Genomic DNA, 18408 nt, shown 5'->3' with positions numbered 1-18408 from the left:
CGCGCTCTTCTGGAGCGTTATCGATTGATGCGAAATCTTTAGCAGTACCACCGTATACTTTTGCAAGTACGTTAGTGATTGCTGCAGTTAGTGTAGTTTTACCGTGGTCAACGTGGCCGATAGTACCAACGTTTACGTGCGGTTTTACGCGTTCAAACTTTTCTTTTGCCATCTTAAAAAATTCCTATAAAAGAAATTAAAGTCCGATCCAAACAGATCGGACCGAACTTAAATTACTTAACAGCGCGAGCTGCAATTATTACGTCTGCCACATTTTTAGACGCTTCACTGTACTTCACAAACTCCATAGCGTATGAAGCACGGCCCTGCGTAGCAGAACGAAGATCCGTTGCGTAACCGAACATTTCAGATAACGGAACTAGTGCATTGATTTGTCTCAATCCACCTGGCGCATCTTCCATTCCTTCGATTAAACCACGACGACGGTTTAAATCGCCTACAACATCACCCATGTTGTCTTCAGGAGTGATTACTTCAACCTTCATTACTGGTTCAAGTAATACAGGATTCGCATCAAGCGCCCCCTTCCTAAAGCCCATAGAACCTGCGATTCTGAATGCCATCTCATTTGAGTCTACGTCATGGAATGAACCATCAAACAACGTAACTTTGACACCCAGTAAAGGGAAACCAGCAAGCACACCATTTTGCACTTGATCTTGAATACCTTTGTCTACCGCTGGTATATATTCTTTTGGTATAACGCCACCTACGATTTCATTTACGAACTCATAGGTTGGGGAGTCATCACTGTCCATTGGAAGCGGTTCAATTTTAAGCCATACATGACCAAATTGCCCTCGACCACCAGATTGACGAACAAACTTTCCTTCAACTTCAACTGATGAGCGGATAGTCTCACGGTAAGAAACCTGAGGTTTACCCACATTACATTCGACGCTGAATTCGCGCTTCATTCTGTCAACGATAATATCTAAGTGAAGCTCACCCATACCAGAGATGATAGTCTGACCAGACTCTGCATCCGTATGGACGCGGAACGATGGGTCTTCAGCAGCTAGTTTACCTAGTGCAATCCCCATTTTTTCTTGATCAGCATGTGTTTTAGGCTCTACCGCTACAGATATTACAGGCTCTGGAAATTCCATTCGCTCTAATGTAATAATTGCATCCGGAGAACATAAGGTATCACCTGTGGTCACGTCTTTAAGACCGATAGCAGCCGCGATGTCACCAGCGCGAACTTCTTTAATCTCTTCACGAGAGTTTGCATGCATCTGTACTATTCGGCCAAGGCGTTCTTTTTTACCCTTTACAGGGTTATAAACAGCATCACCTTGATTAACAATACCAGAATAAACTCGGAAGAAAGTTAAAGTACCTACAAATGGGTCTGTTGCAATTTTAAAGGCGAGAGCCGCAAATGGGGCATCATCTTTTGCCGGACGCTCTTGTTCAGTGTCATCTTCAAGAATACCCTGAATTTGTTTCACTTCTGTTGGCGATGGCATATATTCAATTACTGCATCAAGTACAGCTTGAACACCTTTATTTTTGAAAGCAGAGCCACATGTCATTGGCACTATTTCACCAGCTAACGTACGTTGACGAATAGCTGCTTTTATTTCTTCTTCGCTTAACTCTTCACCTTCGAGGTATTTATCCATTAGATCTTCAGTCGCTTCAGCTGCGCTCTCAACTAAATGAGAACGCCATTCTTCTGCTTCATCAAGAAGATCAGCTGGAATTTCTTCATAAGTAAAAGTCATTCCCTGGTCTTCTTGAGTCCAGTTAATTGCTTTCATCTTAATAAGATCAATGACCCCTTTGAAGTCTTCTTCTGCACCAATTGCTATTTGAATTGGTACAGGGTTAGCTCCTAGGCGATTTTTAATCTGCTCTACTACTCGGAAAAAGTCAGCACCTGTACGGTCCATCTTGTTTACGAAGATCATTCTTGGAACTTCGTATTTATCAGCCTGACGCCAAACAGTCTCTGTTTGAGGCTGAACACCAGATGAAGCGCACAAAACAACGACAGCACCATCAAGCACACGCAATGAACGCTCTACTTCTATCGTAAAGTCTACATGTCCTGGAGTATCAATAATATTGATACGATGATCTGGGTATTGCCCATCCATACCTTTCCAGAAACACGTGGTTGCAGCAGAAGTGATCGTGATACCACGTTCTTGCTCCTGCTCCATCCAATCCATTGTTGCAGCACCGTCGTGTACTTCACCGATCTTATGTGAAAGACCAGTATAAAAAAGTACACGTTCAGTGGTAGTTGTTTTACCCGCGTCAACGTGGGCGCAAATACCAATATTACGGTAACGCTCAATTGGAGTTATACGTGCCATAATATCCTCTTAAAGACTAAAGGCAGATTACCAACGGTAGTGAGCGAATGCTTTATTCGCTTCAGCCATACGGTGAACGTCTTCACGTTTCTTAACCGCAGTGCCTTTGTTGTCCGCCGCATCAAGCATTTCTTGAGCAAGACGTAAACCCATAGATTTTTCACCACGCTTACGCGCAGCATCTACGATCCAACGCATGCCTAATGCATTACGACGAACTGGACGTACTTCAACTGGAACTTGATATGTAGAACCACCAACACGACGAGATTTAACCTCGACTTGTGGGCGAACGTTATCAAGTGCAGCTTCAAAGATTTCTAGGTGCGACTTGCCTGATTTCTCAGCAGCCACGTCTAGCGCACCATATACGATTTTTTCAGCAGTTGATTTCTTGCCGTCTAACATTAAAACGTTGACGAATTTAGCAAGAAGTTCTGATCCGAACTTAGGATCTGGTAGAATTTTACGTTGACCTATAACGCGTCTTCTAGGCATTTTTAATCTCCGGTTATCTTCAGGTTCGCTTTTTGAGCGACTCCCAAAACAAATATTTATTTCTTAAGTGCTTGGCCTTACTAACGGAGAACCATTAGCTCTTAGGACGTTTAGCACCATATTTAGAACGAGCTTGACGACGGTCACTTACGCCAGCACAGTCTAATGCGCCGCGAACAGTGTGGAAGCGTACACCTGGTAAGTCTTTAACACGACCACCACGGATTAAGATAACGCTGTGTTCTTGAAGGTTGTGACCTTCACCACCGATATAAGATGTTACTTCGAAACCATTCGTTAAACGAACACGCGCTACTTTACGTAATGCAGAGTTAGGTTTCTTTGGTGTAGTTGTATATACACGAGTACATACTCCACGCTTTTGCGGACAAGCTTTTAGCGCGGCAGAGTTGCTTTTTACAACCTTACTGCGACGTGGCTTGCGCACTAGCTGGTTGATAGTTGCCATTAAATAGCTCCTAGTTAATTAATATCTACTGAAAAAAAAATCCGCCCTTAATTTCTACAGCGAAATAAAGGGTGGCGGAATTTTAATGAGCAAAGTTTAACCTGTCAACCATAACAACACATATAGCAGTATATAACTGCTATATGTGGCCATAATGTTAAATTATTTGGCTTAGTTGTTACCAGACAGGTCAGCGTTTAATGCGTCAGTCAATGCTTGAGTTGCCTCTTCAACACTAACTGATTGCTCTTCAACGAGTGAAGCATTATCACGCTCTTTACGACGCTTGATACGATCTTGATGATACGCAAAGCCTGTACCGGCTGGGATCAAACGACCCACAATTACGTTTTCTTTCAGACCGCGCAACTCATCGCTCTTACCATTTACAGCGGCATCAGTCAGAACTCGAGTTGTTTCCTGGAACGATGCTGCAGAGATGAAAGATTCTGTAGCTAGTGATGCTTTTGTGATACCCATTAATTGGATTTCATACTTAGCTGGGATCTTACCTTCAATTTCTAAGTCTCGGTTTGCAATATTTACACGTGCAACCTCAACTTGCTCTCCGGCTAAGAACTCAGTATCACCACCATCAATGATTAAACACTTGCGAAGCATCTGACGAATGATGGTTTCGATATGTTTATCATTGATTTTTACACCTTGCAGACGGTAAACATCTTGCACTTCATTAACAATGTAATTTGCAACATCCGTTACACCACGAAGGCGTAAGATATCGTGAGGTGATTCTGGACCATCGGCAATAACTTCACCTTTAGACACTTGTTCACCTTCAAACACGTTAAGTTGGCGCCACTTAGGAATCATCTCTTCGTAATGATCACCTTCAGCAGGAGTAATAACTAAACGTTTCTTACCTTTAGTTTCTTTACCGAAACTAATGGTACCCGTGATTTCAGCAAGAATAGCAGGCTCTTTTGGCTTACGTGCTTCGAATAAGTCAGCAACACGTGGTAGACCACCCGTGATATCTCGAGTTTTCGAACCTTCTTGTGGAATACGAGCTAAAACATCACCAGGGTTAACCGTCGCACCATCTGTTACTTCGATGGTTGTAAATGAAGGTAAGCGTGTTTCTTGTAAACCCGTCTCTTCACTTTCGATGATTAACTTCGGCTCTTTGGCGTTAACTTTTGATAGGTCTTTAACAACAACACGTGTTAGACCTGTTAGTTCATCAGTTTGCGCTTCAGTATTCGAATCATCAATGTCGCTGAATGTCACTTTTGATACACGTTCAACAACGATTGGGTGACTATGCGGGTCCCATGTTGCAACAATATCGTTGCCTGCAACCGACGCACCGTCTTGTACAGAAAGCACCGCACCGTAAGGTACTTTATAACGCTCTTTCTCACGGCCGTGATCATCAATAATGGTGATCTCAGTCGAACGAGAGGTAATAACAATCTTGCCGTCTGTATTTAATACGTATTTAGCATTGTGTAACTTCAATGTTCCCGGATTTTTAACCTGAACACTGTTTTCAGCTGACGCTCTAGATGCCGCACCACCGATGTGGAATGTACGCATCGTAAGCTGTGTACCTGGTTCACCGATTGACTGTGCAGCGATAACACCCACAGATTCACCAGCATTAATCAGGTGACCACGAGCTAGGTCACGACCGTAACACTTAGCACATACACCAAAGTCATTATCACACGTGATGACTGAGCGTACGCGTACTTCATCAACTGAGTTATCTTCTAGCAAGTCACACAGTTTTTCGTTAAGCATAACGTTACGCTCAACTAAAACTTCATTTGTGCCTGGTTTAAGAATGTCTTCAGCGACAACACGTCCTAAAACACGTTCGCGTAACGGTTCAACAACATCACCACCTTCGATAAGCGGTTTCATTGTTAAGCCATCTTCAGTGCCACAATCGTCTTCGTTGATAACTAAATCCTGTGCCACATCAACTAAACGACGAGTTAAGTAACCCGAGTTTGCTGTTTTAAGTGCTGTATCGGCAAGACCTTTACGCGCACCATGCGTCGAGATAAAGTACTGAAGTACGCTTAGACCTTCACGGAAGTTTGCTGTGATTGGCGTCTCGATGATTGAACCATCTGGACGTGCCATTAGACCACGCATACCCGCCAACTGACGGATCTGAGCAGCACTACCACGAGCACCAGAGTCGGCCATCATAAATACTGAGTTAAACGAGTCTTGTAATTCTTCCTCACCTTGTGCATTGATAACTGTATCTTTCGATAAGTTGTCCATCATCGCACGCGATAAGTTTTCATTTACACGAGACCAAATATCGATAACTTTATTGTATTTCTCACCAGCAGTTACAAGACCAGATTGGAATTGTTGATTGATTTCATTTACTTCATCTTCAGCAGAAGAAATCATTTCACCTTTAACCGGTGGGATAACTAAGTCATTGATACCAATCGATACACCAGATTTCATTGCATAATGGAAGCCGGTATACATAACTTGGTCAGCAAAAATAACAGTATCTTTTAAACCTAGGCGACGATAACACTCATTTAACAAACCAGAGATTTGTTTTTTACCCATAGCGCGGTTGATTAATTCAAACGGCATACCTTTAGGTAAAATCAATGACAATATTGCACGACCTACAGTCGTGTCATAAATCGAAATACGATCTTCTGAGTTACCATCAACGTCTGTAATTGTTTCTGTAATACGAACTTTTACACGTGCATGTAAGTCTGCAGTGCTTGTTCTGTACGCTTTTTCAGCTTCTTTTGGATCTTTAAAAACAGCACCTTCGCCTTTCGCATTAATGCGATCGCGCGTCATGTAGTAAAGACCTAAGACAACGTCTTGTGAAGGAACGATAATCGGCTCACCATTTGCAGGTGATAAGATATTATTCGTCGACATCATAAGCGCACGCGCTTCTAACTGTGCTTCCAATGTTAACGGTACGTGTACCGCCATTTGGTCACCATCGAAGTCGGCATTATAAGCCGCACATACTAATGGATGAAGGTGAATTGCTTTACCTTCAATTAGTACTGGTTCGAACGCTTGGATACCCAAACGGTGAAGTGTTGGTGCACGGTTAAGAAGTACAGGGTGTTCACGGATAACTTCATCTAAGATATCCCACACTTCTGGTACTTCACGCTCAACCATTTTCTTAGCTGCTTTGATTGTCGTAGCCATGCCACGCAACTCAAGTTTGCCATAGATAAATGGTTTAAATAACTCAAGTGCCATCTTCTTAGGAAGACCACACTGATGCAATTTCAGTGTTGGACCTACTGTGATTACAGAACGGCCTGAATAGTCAACACGTTTACCAAGTAAGTTCTGACGGAAACGACCTTGCTTACCTTTGATCATGTCGGCAAGAGACTTAAGAGGACGCTTGTTAGAACCTGTAATTGCACGACCACGACGACCATTATCAAGTAGCGCATCGACCGCTTCTTGTAACATACGCTTTTCGTTACGTACGATAATATCTGGTGCCGCTAAGTCTAATAAACGCTTTAGACGGTTATTACGGTTAATAACACGACGATATAGATCATTCAAATCTGAAGTCGCGAAACGGCCGCCGTCTAATGGTACTAATGGACGTAAATCAGGTGGTAATACTGGTAACACCGTCATGATCATCCATTCAGGGTTATTACCTGATTGATGGAATGATTCCATTAGTTTTAAACGCTTAGTGATTTTCTTACGCTTAGTTTCAGAGTTAATTGTTGGTAACTCTTCACGCATTTCAGCAATCAACTGACCAAGATCAAGTTCACGAAGCAAGTCTAAAACCGCTTCAGCACCCATCTTAGCTTCAAACTCATCACCGTGTTCTTCAAGCGCATCTAAGTACTCTTCTTCATTAAGAAGTTGAGAGCGCTCAAGTGTCGTCATTCCTGGCTCAGTAACCACGAATGATTCGAAATAAAGTACACGTTCGATATCACGTAATGTCATATCAAGCATTAAACCAATACGCGATGGTAATGATTTCAAGAACCAAATATGTGCCACTGGGCTTGCTAATTCGATATGACCCATACGGTCACGACGAACTTTAGTAAGCGTTACTTCAACACCACATTTTTCACAAATCACACCACGGTGCTTAAGGCGTTTGTATTTGCCACATAAACACTCGTAATCTTTAACTGGGCCAAAAATACGGGCACAGAATAAGCCGTCACGTTCAGGCTTGAATGTACGGTAGTTGATTGTCTCAGGTTTCTTTACTTCACCGTATGACCACGAACGAACCATATCTGGAGAAGCAAGACCAATTCGAATCGCATCGAACTCTTCGGTCTTATTTTGTTGCTTCAGAAACTTAAGTAAGTCTTTCACCTTAGCTCTCCTGTCGGAGGTTAATCTTGGGGGCGGATACGCCCCCCCATTCAATGAGTCGATTTACCATGCCCAATTCTGGGCACAGTAACTGACTTATACTTCTTCCAACTCGATGTTGATACCTAGTGAGCGAATCTCTTTCAACAATACGTTGAACGATTCTGGCATACCAGGTTCCATCTGATGGTTGCCGTCTACGATGTTCTTATACATCTTAGTACGACCATTAACGTCATCAGACTTAACAGTAAGCATTTCTTGAAGTGTGTAGGCTGCACCGTATGCTTCAAGTGCCCATACCTCCATCTCACCGAAACGCTGTCCACCGAATTGAGCTTTACCACCCAGCGGCTGCTGAGTAACTAAGCTGTATGAGCCTGTAGAACGCGCATGCATCTTGTCATCAACTAAGTGATTTAATTTCAGCATATACATGTAACCAACTGTTACATCACGCTCAAATCTGTCACCCGTACGACCATCAAACAACGTAACCTGGCCGCTTGATGGGTAACCACCTAGCTCAAGCATCTCTTTAATTTCGCTTTCTTTGGCGCCATCAAATGCTGGTGTAGCAATCGGTAAACCACCACGTAAGTTATGCGCTAAACGACGAACTTCATCATCAGAGAAGCTTGCAATATCAACTTTTTGACGACAATCACCTAAAGCGTATGCTTTTTGGATGAACTCACGTAACTCATGAAGTTCACGTTGTTCTTTAATCATGTCTTCAATACGTTCACCGATACCGCGAGCAGCAAGACCCATGTGAGTCTCTAAAATCTGACCGACGTTCATTCGCGAAGGTACACCTAATGGGTTAAGTACGATATCAACACCACGACCTTTTTCGTCATAAGGCATATCTTCAACTGGTACGATTGTCGAGATAACACCTTTGTTACCGTGACGACCCGCCATCTTATCACCCGGTTGGATGCGGCGTTTAACAGCTAGATACACTTTTACAATTTTCAGTACGCCTGGCGCTAAATCATCACCTTGGGTAATTTTGCGACGTTTAACTTCAAACTTTTTATCGTATTCGGCTTTTAATTCGTCATATTGAGCAGCTAATTGTTCTAGCTCAGCTTGCTTTTCTTCATCAGCAAGGCTTTGTGTTAGGATTTTTTCTGAAGACAAACCAACTAGTTTTTCTTCATCAATTCCCGCAACAACCAATAATTGACGTGCACGGGCAACAACACCCGCTTCAAGAATACGGAACTCTTCATTGAAGTCTTTTTTCGCTTCACGAAGTTGCATATCTTCAATTTCAAGCGCGCGTTTGTCTTTTTCAACACCATCACGAGTAAAGACTTGAACATCAATAACAGTACCAGTTACTGAGTTAGGCACACGTAGTGAGCTATCTTTAACGTCTGATGCTTTTTCACCGAAGATAGCACGTAGTAGCTTTTCTTCAGGAGTTAGTTGTGTTTCACCCTTAGGTGTCACTTTACCAACTAAGATATCGCCGCCTTTTACTTCTGCACCAATATAAACAACACCTGATTCATCAAGTTTGCCTAATGCAGATTCACCAACATTTGGAATGTCAGCTGTAATTTCTTCTGAGCCTAACTTAGTATCACGAGCAACACACTGAAGTTCTTGGATATGAATCGTTGTTAAACGATCTTCCTGAACAACGCGCTCTGAAAGTAAGATTGAATCTTCGAAGTTATAACCATTCCATGGCATGAATGCCACGCGAAGGTTTTGACCTAACGCAAGATCACCTAAGTCAGTAGAAGGACCATCAGCTAGCACATCACCGCGAGTAATTGGCTCACCCACCATGACTGTTGGCTTTTGGTTAATACATGTATTTTGGTTCGAACGCGTGTATTTAGTTAAGTTGTAGATGTCGATACCGGCTTCACCAGGTACACGCTCACCTTCATTAACATTAACAACAATACGGCTCGCATCAGCATAAGTAACTTGACCGCCGCGTTTTGCAACGATTGTTACCCCTGAGTCTTTTGCCAAAGTTAATTCAATACCTGTACCAACTAACGGCTTATCAGCAATTAATGTAGGTACAGCTTGACGTTGCATGTTTGAACCCATCAATGCTCGGTTAGCATCATCGTGTTCAAGGAATGGAATAAGCGCCGCCGCAACAGAAATAACCTGCTGAGGTGATACGTCCATATATTGCATGTCAGCACGTCCCATAAAGGTTGATTCACCTTTAAAACGACATGGAATTAACTCATCTTCAAATTCATTTGTCTCGGTTAAGTTTGCATTCGCCTGAGCGATTACGAAACGACCTTCTTCAATTGCAGAAAGATAATCAACATCATCTGTTACAACGCCATCTACCACTTTACGGTATGGTGTTTCTAAAAAGCCGAACTCATTAGTACGAGCGTAACAAGACAAAGAGTTAATTAGACCGATATTCGGTCCCTCTGGTGTTTCGATAGGACAAACACGACCGTAGTGAGTAACGTGAACATCTCGCACTTCAAAGCCAGCACGTTCACGAGTCAAACCGCCCGGACCTAATGCTGAAATACGACGCTTGTGCGTTACTTCAGATAATGGATTGTTTTGATCCATGAACTGCGATAACTGAGATGAACCGAAGAACTCTTTAACTGCAGCAGAGATAGGCTTAGCATTGATTAAGTCTTGCGGCATGATCGCATCAAGATCACCTAAACTTAAACGTTCACGTACAGCACGTTCAACACGAACTAGACCTACACGGAACTGGTTTTCAGCCATTTCACCTACAGAACGAATACGACGATTACCTAAGTGATCGATATCATCCACATCGCCTTTACCATTACGAATGTCAATTAAGACTTTCATTACAGCTACGATATCTTCCTTACTTAGCGTGCCATTACCTGAGCCTTCTGGATGCTCAACACGGCTATTAAACTTCATACGACCAACAGTCGATAAGTCATAACGCTCTTCAGAGAAGAATAAGTTTTGGAACAAGGCTTCAGCAGCATCACGCGTTGGTGGCTCACCAGGGCGCATCATGCGGTAGATTTCAACTAGCGCTTCTAAACGGTTTGTCGTAGAGTCAATACGTAATGTATCTGACATGTACGCACCGCTATCTACATCATTGATGTAAAGCGTATCAATACGGTTGAAACCAGCTTTAACTAGCTCAGCCATTAACTCTAACGTTAATTCAGCATTGGCTTCTGCGATGATTTCACCGCTTTCTTCGCTGATATAATTGCGTGCTATTACACGGCCGATAATGTATTCATGTGGCACTTCAAGCTGAGTAACTTGTTGTGTTTCAAGTTGCTTAATGTGACGCGCTGTAATACGGCGACCGGCTTCAACAATAACTTCGCCGTCATTATCTTTGATTTCAAACTGAGCAACTTCACCACGTAAGCGCGAAGGAACAAGTTCCATCATCACTTTGCCGTTAGCTACTTCAAATGCTGTCTTTTCAAAGAAAATGTCGAGCATTTCTTCATTTGAGAATTCAAGAGCACGTAAAATAATACTGGCTGGTAACTTACGACGACGATCAATACGAACGTATAAGCTATCTTTTGCATCAAACTCAAAGTCTAACCATGAACCACGGTAAGGAATAACACGTGCATTATAAAGCACTTTACCTGACGAGTGAGTTTTACCGCGGTCGTTATCAAAGAATACACCAGGGCTACGGTGTAGCTGAGAAACGATAACACGCTCAGTACCATTAATTACAAAAGTACCTGTATCTGTCATGAGCGGAATTTCGCCCATGTAGACTTCTTGCTCTTTGATGTCTTTTACTGTGCCTGGTGCTTCTTTGTCCATCAACACTAAACGCAACTTAACACGTAGTGGTGCAGAATAAGTGACGCCGCGAATTTGACATTCCTTTACATCGAATACTGGCTCGCCAATACGATAACTAACGTATTGAAGCTCAGAATTACCCGAGTAACTTTTAATAGGAAATACGGAACGGAAGGCTGCTTCCAAACCGTGGTTGCCTTCAGCGTCCGGACTCAAGAATTTTTTGAACGATTCCAACTGCGTCGACAGTAGAAAAGGTATATCTAACACCTGTGGGCGTTTACCAAAATCCTTACGGATACGTTTCTTTTCAGAATAAGAGTAAGCCATGGGGTTCCTCAGCTTGCTGATCTTTGACCCTACCTGCTCAATGCAGAGCAGACTAACTGGCATCTATGCCAAGAATATTTACAACTTTATGTACTACTACAATAAAACAATAAATTTCACTTATAAGGGCATAAAACCATTATTTTATTAAGTAGATTTTGCTCTGTAGGAATACATCACTCTACAGCGCAAAAAGGCCGGTGATTAAATAATCACCAGCCCTTGCCTGATAAATCAGGCAGGTAACCTAGCAAATGCTAGATTACTTGATATCAACTGTAGCACCAGCTTCTTCAAGATCTTTCTTAAGAGCTTCAGCTTCGTCTTTAGAAACAGCTTCTTTGATTGGAGTAGGAGCAGCTTCAACAAGAGCTTTTGCTTCTTTAAGGCCAAGACCAGTTGCACTACGTACAGCTTTGATCGCAGCAACTTTGTTAGCGCCAGCAGCAGTAAGAATTACGTCGAATTCAGTTTTCTCTTCAGCAGCTTCAGCAGGACCAGCAGCAACAACAGCAGCAGCTGCAGTTACACCGAATTTCTCTTCCATTGCTTCAACTAGTTCAACAACTTCCATTACAGACATAGCTGCAATTGCGTCAAGGATTTGGTCTTTAGTTACAGACATTTCAAATTTCCTAATTATATGAATCTTATGATTATCGATAAGACTCTAAAAAATATATTACACCAATAAAAAACAATTGCTTATAAAATTAAGCAGCTTGCTCTTCTTTTTGTACACGTACTGCTTCAATTGTTTTACACAATTTACCGGCAGACGCTTCTTTCATAGCGCTCATTAAGCGTGCAACTGCTTCATCGTAAGTAGGTAGCTTAGCAAGCATTTCTACGTTAACGATTTGGCCATCAAAAGCGGCTGATTTAAGCTCGAAATCTTTGTTTTTCTTTGCGAATTCAGAAAAAATACGCGCTGCAGCACCTGGGTGCTCAGAAGAAAAAGCGATTAAGCTAGGACCAACTAATGACTCACTTAAACACTCAAAAGGAGTACCTTCAACCGCACGCTTAGCAAGAGTGTTACGAACAACTCTCATCCAAACGCCAGCTTCACGAGCTTCTTTACGAAGTGCAGTGATTGCGCCAACAGTTACACCACGAGAATCTGCGATTACTGCAGATTGAGCACCTTTGGCAGCTTCTTGGACTTCAGCAACAATTGCTTTTTTGTCTTGAAGATTAATGGCCATGGGTGTTACTCCTGGTTCTAATAGGGGAAAATCCCCTGTTTACTCTACTTCAACTAAATAAATTAGAAGAAGATGCTTTTTACGGCGAGAGCCAGAAGATTAGGAAAAATCTTTCTGGGGATTCACACCGTCTACGTAGGACAATTAAGTTATTAGATAGCCAACAACACCTACGGTCTTGGACGGAAGCCCAATTTATCGCTTTACCCTTGTAAGGATGCACCGAAATTATGGACTTCAACCCGAATTCTTTATGTAGGAAGTTTCCTACAAAATGGCGCAAAATTATAGTTTAAATTTTGCGCCATGTAAACAACTTAAACTACTTGAGTAACTAAAGTTGCTTGATCAACAGCCACACCAGCGCCCATTGTTGTAGAGATAGTTACTTTTTTCACGTAAGTACCTTTTGCTTGAGCAGGCTTAGCCTTCTTAAGCGCAACAATTAAAGACTCAAGGTTTTCTTGAAGCTGTTTAGTATCGAAATCCACTTTACCGATAGTAGTGTGGATGATACCGTTTTTGTCATTGCGGTAACGAACCTGACCAGCTTTAGCATTTTTAACTGCTTCAGCAACGTTAGGTGTAACTGTACCAGTCTTAGGGTTAGGCATTAAACCACGTGGGCCTAAGATTTGACCTAATTGACCAACAACACGCATTGCGTCTGGAGATGCAACAACAACGTCAAAGTTCATTTCGCCTTTTTTCACTAATTCAGCAAGGTCATCCATACCTACAAATTCAGCACCAGCTTCTTTTGCAGCTTCAGCATTTGCACCTTGAGTGAATACAGCAACACGTACATCACGACCAGTACCGTGTGGTAACACTGTCGCACCACGAACGTTTTGGTCAGATTTACGAGCGTCAATACCAAGATTTACTGCAACGTCAACACTTTCAGTGAATTTAGCTGTCGCTAATTCTTTTAATAATGCAACTGCTTCATTGATATCGTACTCTTTAGTGCCATCAACTTTTTCGCGAATAACACGCATACGTTTAGTAAGTTTAGCCATTTCTATTAACCCTCTACCTTCAAGCCCATTGCACGCGCAGAACCTGCGATTGTGCGAACACCCGCTTCAAGATCAGCAGCTGTTAAATCAGCTTGCTTAGTCTTAACGATTTCTTCTAGTTGAGCACGTGTTACAGTACCCACTTTCTCTGTGTTTGGACGACCAGAGCCAGACTTGATACCAGCAGCTTTCTTAAGTAAGTAAGCAGCAGGTGGAGTTTTCATTTCGAACGTGAAAGAACGATCTGAATAAACAGAAATTACTACAGGAACAGGTGCGCCTTTATCTACAGACTCTGTACGTGCGTTGAACGCTTTACAGAATTCCATGATATTAACACCGTGTTGACCTAGTGCAGGACCTACTGGAGGACTAGGATTAGCCATACCAGCTGCAACTTGTAGCTTGATTAGAGCTTCAACTTTTTTAGCCATTGAAAATACCTCGTTATTTGGGTCTTTGCCTTGTGCGCGCGAGGACGCGTACTCAAGCGGCTTCCCAGATTAAAAAAACTTTTTATGCTTAAAGCACAAAAAGGCCGCTGATTATAAGTTAACCAACGGCCTTTTTCAATACTTTTACTTAGTATTACTTATTTATCTGCTTCTACTTGACCAAACTCTAATTCCACTGGTGTAGAGCGACCAAAAATAAGCACTGATACTTTTACGCGGCTCTTTTCATAGTCGACTTCTTCAACAACACCAGTGAAGTCAGCAAATGGGCCATCAGTAACACGAACCACTTCACCCGCTTCAAATAATGTAGCTGGCTTCGGTGAATCTTCATTCTCTTGCAAGCGATTCAATATACGATCAGCTTCTTTTGAGCTAATTGGTGTAGGACGATCAGATGTGCCGCCAATAAATCCCATTACTCGAGGGATGCTATTAACTAAATGCCAGCTTTTATCGTTCATGTCCATTTGAACAAGTACATAACCTGGGAAGAACTTACGCTCAGATTTACGTTTTTGACCTGCGCGCATCTCGACCACTTCTTCAGTCGGAACTAACACTTCGCCAAAATATTCTTCAAGGTTTTGAATACGGATATGTTCATTAATTGTCTGTTGAACACGTTTTTCGAAACCAGAAAACGCTTGGATTACATACCAGCGTAACTTTACTTCTTTGTTCTCATCCGTCATGGGATTAGATCTCCAAGCCAGTTAAAAAGCCTACAATTCTAAATAATGCGCCATCAAGACCCCAAAGGATTAATGCCATTACAACTGTCGCTATCATTACTATAAATGTCGTATGCATTGTTTCTTGGCGGGTAGGCCAAACAACCTTTCGGACTTCAATTCTTGCTTCTTTAGCAAAAGCAATAAACGTACGGCCTTTTTCTGTTTGCGCAGCTGTAGCAAGCGCTAAACCTATTGCAGCAACAACCCCAATAGCTCGAGTTAATACAGAAAAATCTTCGTAAACATAATTACCAACAACCGCACCACCTAGTAATGCAAAAGTAATAAGCCATTTTAACGCATCCATCGAGCTAGATGGAGTTTCAACATTGGTGCTCATATTTTTTTCACCTTAACTACAGACACAACAACCCCGTCGCTGACAGGGTTAATCCATTCAATCTAAACTTAATAACATGCTAACCATCAACATTTTGTTAGCTTTAGACTGGTCTTTGAAATTGGCAGGGGCGGAGAGATTCGAACTCCCAACCGTCGGTTTTGGAGACCGCTGTTCTACCAATTGGAACTACGCCCCTGCAAAGTGGGAGTCATTATACTGACGACACCAACGAAAACAAGAGCAAAACTTGATCAAAGCCACTTTTATCAAGTTTTATATCAGCATTTTCTTTATTCACAGACCTTTGGACACAAAAAAACCCAACATCTTAGACATTGGGTTTTTTTATTAAAAAACAACTTAATTATTTAGCTGCTTTTTTCTCTTTTTCTGCTGCAATCACTGTCTCAGCCACATTTTGTGGACATGGTGCATAGTGAGAGAACTCCATAGAGAACTGACCACGACCTGAAGTCATAGTACGTAGTGAACCGATGTAACCAAACATTTCTGATAGTGGTACGTCAGCTTTAATACGAACACCAGTTAAACCAGCTTCTTGGTCTTTCATCATACCACGACGACGGTTAAGGTCACCGATTACATCACCAACATGATCTTCTGGCGTGAACACGTCAACTTTCATGATAGGCTCAAGAAGTTGCGCACCCGCTTTAGGGATTGACTGACGGAATGCGCCTTTTGCTGCAATTTCAAAAGCGATTGCAGAGGAATCGACTGCGTGGAAGCCACCATCAAAAAGTTCTACTTCAACATCAAGAACCGGGAAGCCCGCAAGCACACCGTTATTCATCATTGACTTAAAGCCTTTCTCAACTGCTGGCCAGAATTCCTTAGGAACGTTACCACCAACAACTGTTGATTTGAATGTAAAGCCTGAAGCAACTTCACCTGGCTTGATACGGTAGTCGATTTTACCGAACTGACCAGAACCACCAGACTGTTTCTTATGCGTGTAGCTATCTTCAACTTCACGAGTAATCGTTTCACGATAAGCAACCTGAGGTTGACCTACGATTAAATCAACACCATATGTACGCTTAAGGATATCAACTTTGATATCTAGGTGAAGTTCACCCATACCTTTAAGGATGGTTTCACCAGTTTCTTCGTCTGTTTCAACTTGGAAAGATGGATCTTCTGCAACCATTTTACCGATTGCAATACCCATTTTCTCATTACCGCCTTTATCTTTTGGCTGTACAGCAATCGAGATTACTGGAGTTGGGAATACCATTGGCTCAAGTGTAACTGGGTGTTTAGGATCACATAATGTATGACCAGTTTGAACATTTTTCATACCAACGATTGCAATGATGTCACCCGCTTGTGCAGACGTTAATTCATTACGGTCATCAGCTTGCATCTCAACCATACGGCCAACACGTTCTGTTTTACCTGTAAATGAGTTAAGGATTGTGTCACCTTTGTTCAATTTACCTGAGTAAATACGTACGAAAGTTAATGCTCCAAAACGGTCGTCCATGATCTTAAATGCTAACGCCTTGAAAGGTTCGTCTGCAGATACGATAGCGTGTTCGCCGTTCTCGTTACCGTCTTCATCCATTAGAGGTTGCGGATCAACTTCTGTAGGAGATGGTAAGTAATCCACAACTGCATCAAGAACTAATTGAACACCTTTGTTTTTGAATGCTGAACCACAATACGTTGGGAAGAAATCCATCGTACGCGTACCTTTACGGATACAACGTTTGATATCTTCAATAGAAGGGACTTCACCTTCCATATAAGCTTCCATTAAATCATCGTCTTGCTCAACGGCTGATTCGATAAGCATTTCATGGTATTCGTCTACTTTGTCAACCATGTCAGCTGGAACATCTTCGATTGTGTAGTTTTCAGGAAGACCTGAATCATCCCAAACGTATGCTTTTTTAGTTAAAACATCGACAACACCAACGAACTCATCTTCGATACCAATTGGTAACGTCATGATAAGAGGGTTTGCACCAAGTACTTTACGTACTTGCTCAGTTACACGGTAAAAATCAGCACCCATACGGTCTAATTTGTTTACGAAAATAACACGTGCAACTTCTGATTCGTTCGCATAACGCCAGTTAGTTTCTGATTGCGGCTCAACACCACCAGAACCACAGAATACACCGATACCGCCATCAAGTACTTTAAGTGAACGGTAAACTTCTACTGTGAAGTCAACGTGTCCAGGAGTATCGATAACGTTGAAACGGTGGCCATTCCAAAAACAGCTTACTGCTGCTGATTGGATAGTAATACCACGCTCAGCTTCCTGTTCCATGAAGTCAGTTGTAGATTCACCATCATGAACCTCACCTGTTTTGTGGATAGTACCGGTAAGTTTTAGGATACGCTCAGTAGTAGTGGTTTTACCCGCATCAACGTGCGCGAAAATACCAATATTTCTGTATTTCGATAAATCTGCCATTATATTACTCTATTAAAAAATATATTCTGTGCCAGTATATCATACTGACGTTGGACATCATCAGATGTTTGTCGCAAAAAACTGCGGCATTATAAAGGTAATGTGATAAAAAATCACCAGCTATGATGACTATCTAATTATATTTATTTGCAATCAAAGTTACCTTTATCACAATTAATCAACCCATTACTGCAGTTATCGTATTGCTAACAACCACTTACCCACTCAAGCATCATCGGTTCATTTTTCGAACAAACATAACGATAGGGTAAATTATTTCTGTGATGCGACTAAAAAAGGCCGCGGTAGCGGCCTTTTTTTTTAATGTTCAGACTAAACTGACATTATTCTACGATAGTTGCTACAACACCAGCACCTACTGTACGGCCACCTTCGCGGATTGC

At 42.1% G+C, this 18408-nt stretch carries 13 protein-coding genes and 1 tRNA gene; all 14 read right to left on the bottom strand.

Features of this window, described 5'->3' with window-relative positions; translation table 11 throughout:
* The coding region (locus PULV_RS00275; protein ID WP_264372464.1) for a GTP-binding protein at positions 1-172 on the bottom strand (172 nt) is incomplete at its 3' end.
* A gap of 61 nt (positions 173-233) precedes the next feature.
* Positions 234-2348: an elongation factor G gene (fusA, locus tag PULV_RS00270; RefSeq protein ID WP_193330586.1), complete on the bottom strand. Its 2115-nt coding sequence runs from the start codon at positions 2346-2348 to the stop codon at positions 234-236.
* Between the two features lie 27 nt (positions 2349-2375).
* The gene (rpsG, locus tag PULV_RS00265; RefSeq protein ID WP_086746058.1) at positions 2376-2846 is read right to left on the bottom strand and encodes a 30S ribosomal protein S7; all 471 of its coding nucleotides are present in this window, start codon (positions 2844-2846) and stop codon (positions 2376-2378) included.
* Positions 2847-2940: 94 nt separating this feature from the next.
* Positions 2941-3315: a 30S ribosomal protein S12 gene (gene rpsL, locus PULV_RS00260; RefSeq protein WP_086746059.1), complete on the bottom strand. Its 375-nt coding sequence runs from the start codon at positions 3313-3315 to the stop codon at positions 2941-2943.
* Between the two features lie 171 nt (positions 3316-3486).
* Positions 3487-7668, bottom strand: a complete 4182-nt coding sequence (rpoC, locus tag PULV_RS00255; RefSeq protein ID WP_086746060.1) for a DNA-directed RNA polymerase subunit beta' — start codon at positions 7666-7668, stop codon at positions 3487-3489.
* 96 nt (positions 7669-7764) lie between these two features.
* Positions 7765-11790, bottom strand: a complete 4026-nt coding sequence (rpoB, locus tag PULV_RS00250; protein ID WP_086746061.1) for a DNA-directed RNA polymerase subunit beta — start codon at positions 11788-11790, stop codon at positions 7765-7767.
* Positions 11791-12052: 262 nt separating this feature from the next.
* Positions 12053-12415, bottom strand: a complete 363-nt coding sequence (gene rplL, locus PULV_RS00245) for a 50S ribosomal protein L7/L12 (protein WP_086746062.1) — start codon at positions 12413-12415, stop codon at positions 12053-12055.
* A gap of 88 nt (positions 12416-12503) precedes the next feature.
* Positions 12504-12998 (bottom strand): 50S ribosomal protein L10, encoded by a 495-nt coding sequence (gene rplJ, locus PULV_RS00240; protein WP_086746063.1) that lies wholly within the window; start codon positions 12996-12998, stop codon positions 12504-12506.
* A gap of 317 nt (positions 12999-13315) precedes the next feature.
* A complete protein-coding gene (rplA, locus tag PULV_RS00235; RefSeq protein ID WP_086746065.1) occupies positions 13316-14020 on the bottom strand; it encodes a 50S ribosomal protein L1 in 705 nt (234 codons plus the stop codon).
* 5 nt (positions 14021-14025) lie between these two features.
* Positions 14026-14454, bottom strand: a complete 429-nt coding sequence (gene rplK / locus PULV_RS00230) for a 50S ribosomal protein L11 (protein WP_086746066.1) — start codon at positions 14452-14454, stop codon at positions 14026-14028.
* Positions 14455-14612: 158 nt separating this feature from the next.
* Complete coding sequence (nusG, locus tag PULV_RS00225; RefSeq protein ID WP_086746067.1) at positions 14613-15170, bottom strand: transcription termination/antitermination protein NusG; 558 nt, start codon at positions 15168-15170, stop codon at positions 14613-14615.
* 4 nt (positions 15171-15174) lie between these two features.
* On the bottom strand, positions 15175-15552 hold the full coding sequence (gene secE / locus PULV_RS00220) for a preprotein translocase subunit SecE (RefSeq protein WP_086746068.1): 378 nt from the start codon (positions 15550-15552) through the stop codon (positions 15175-15177).
* Between the two features lie 122 nt (positions 15553-15674).
* A tRNA-Trp gene (locus PULV_RS00215) sits at positions 15675-15751 on the bottom strand.
* Positions 15752-15919: 168 nt separating this feature from the next.
* On the bottom strand, positions 15920-18004 hold the full coding sequence (gene fusA, locus PULV_RS00210) for an elongation factor G (RefSeq protein WP_086746069.1): 2085 nt from the start codon (positions 18002-18004) through the stop codon (positions 15920-15922).
* Positions 18005-18408 lie beyond the last annotated feature (404 nt).

This window comes from Pseudoalteromonas ulvae UL12, from assembly GCF_014925405.1.
Taxonomy (GTDB): Bacteria; Pseudomonadota; Gammaproteobacteria; order Enterobacterales; family Alteromonadaceae; genus Pseudoalteromonas; species Pseudoalteromonas ulvae.
The sequence above is the reverse complement of the archived record's forward strand: the minus strand, read 5'-3'. Positions and strand labels throughout refer to the sequence as shown.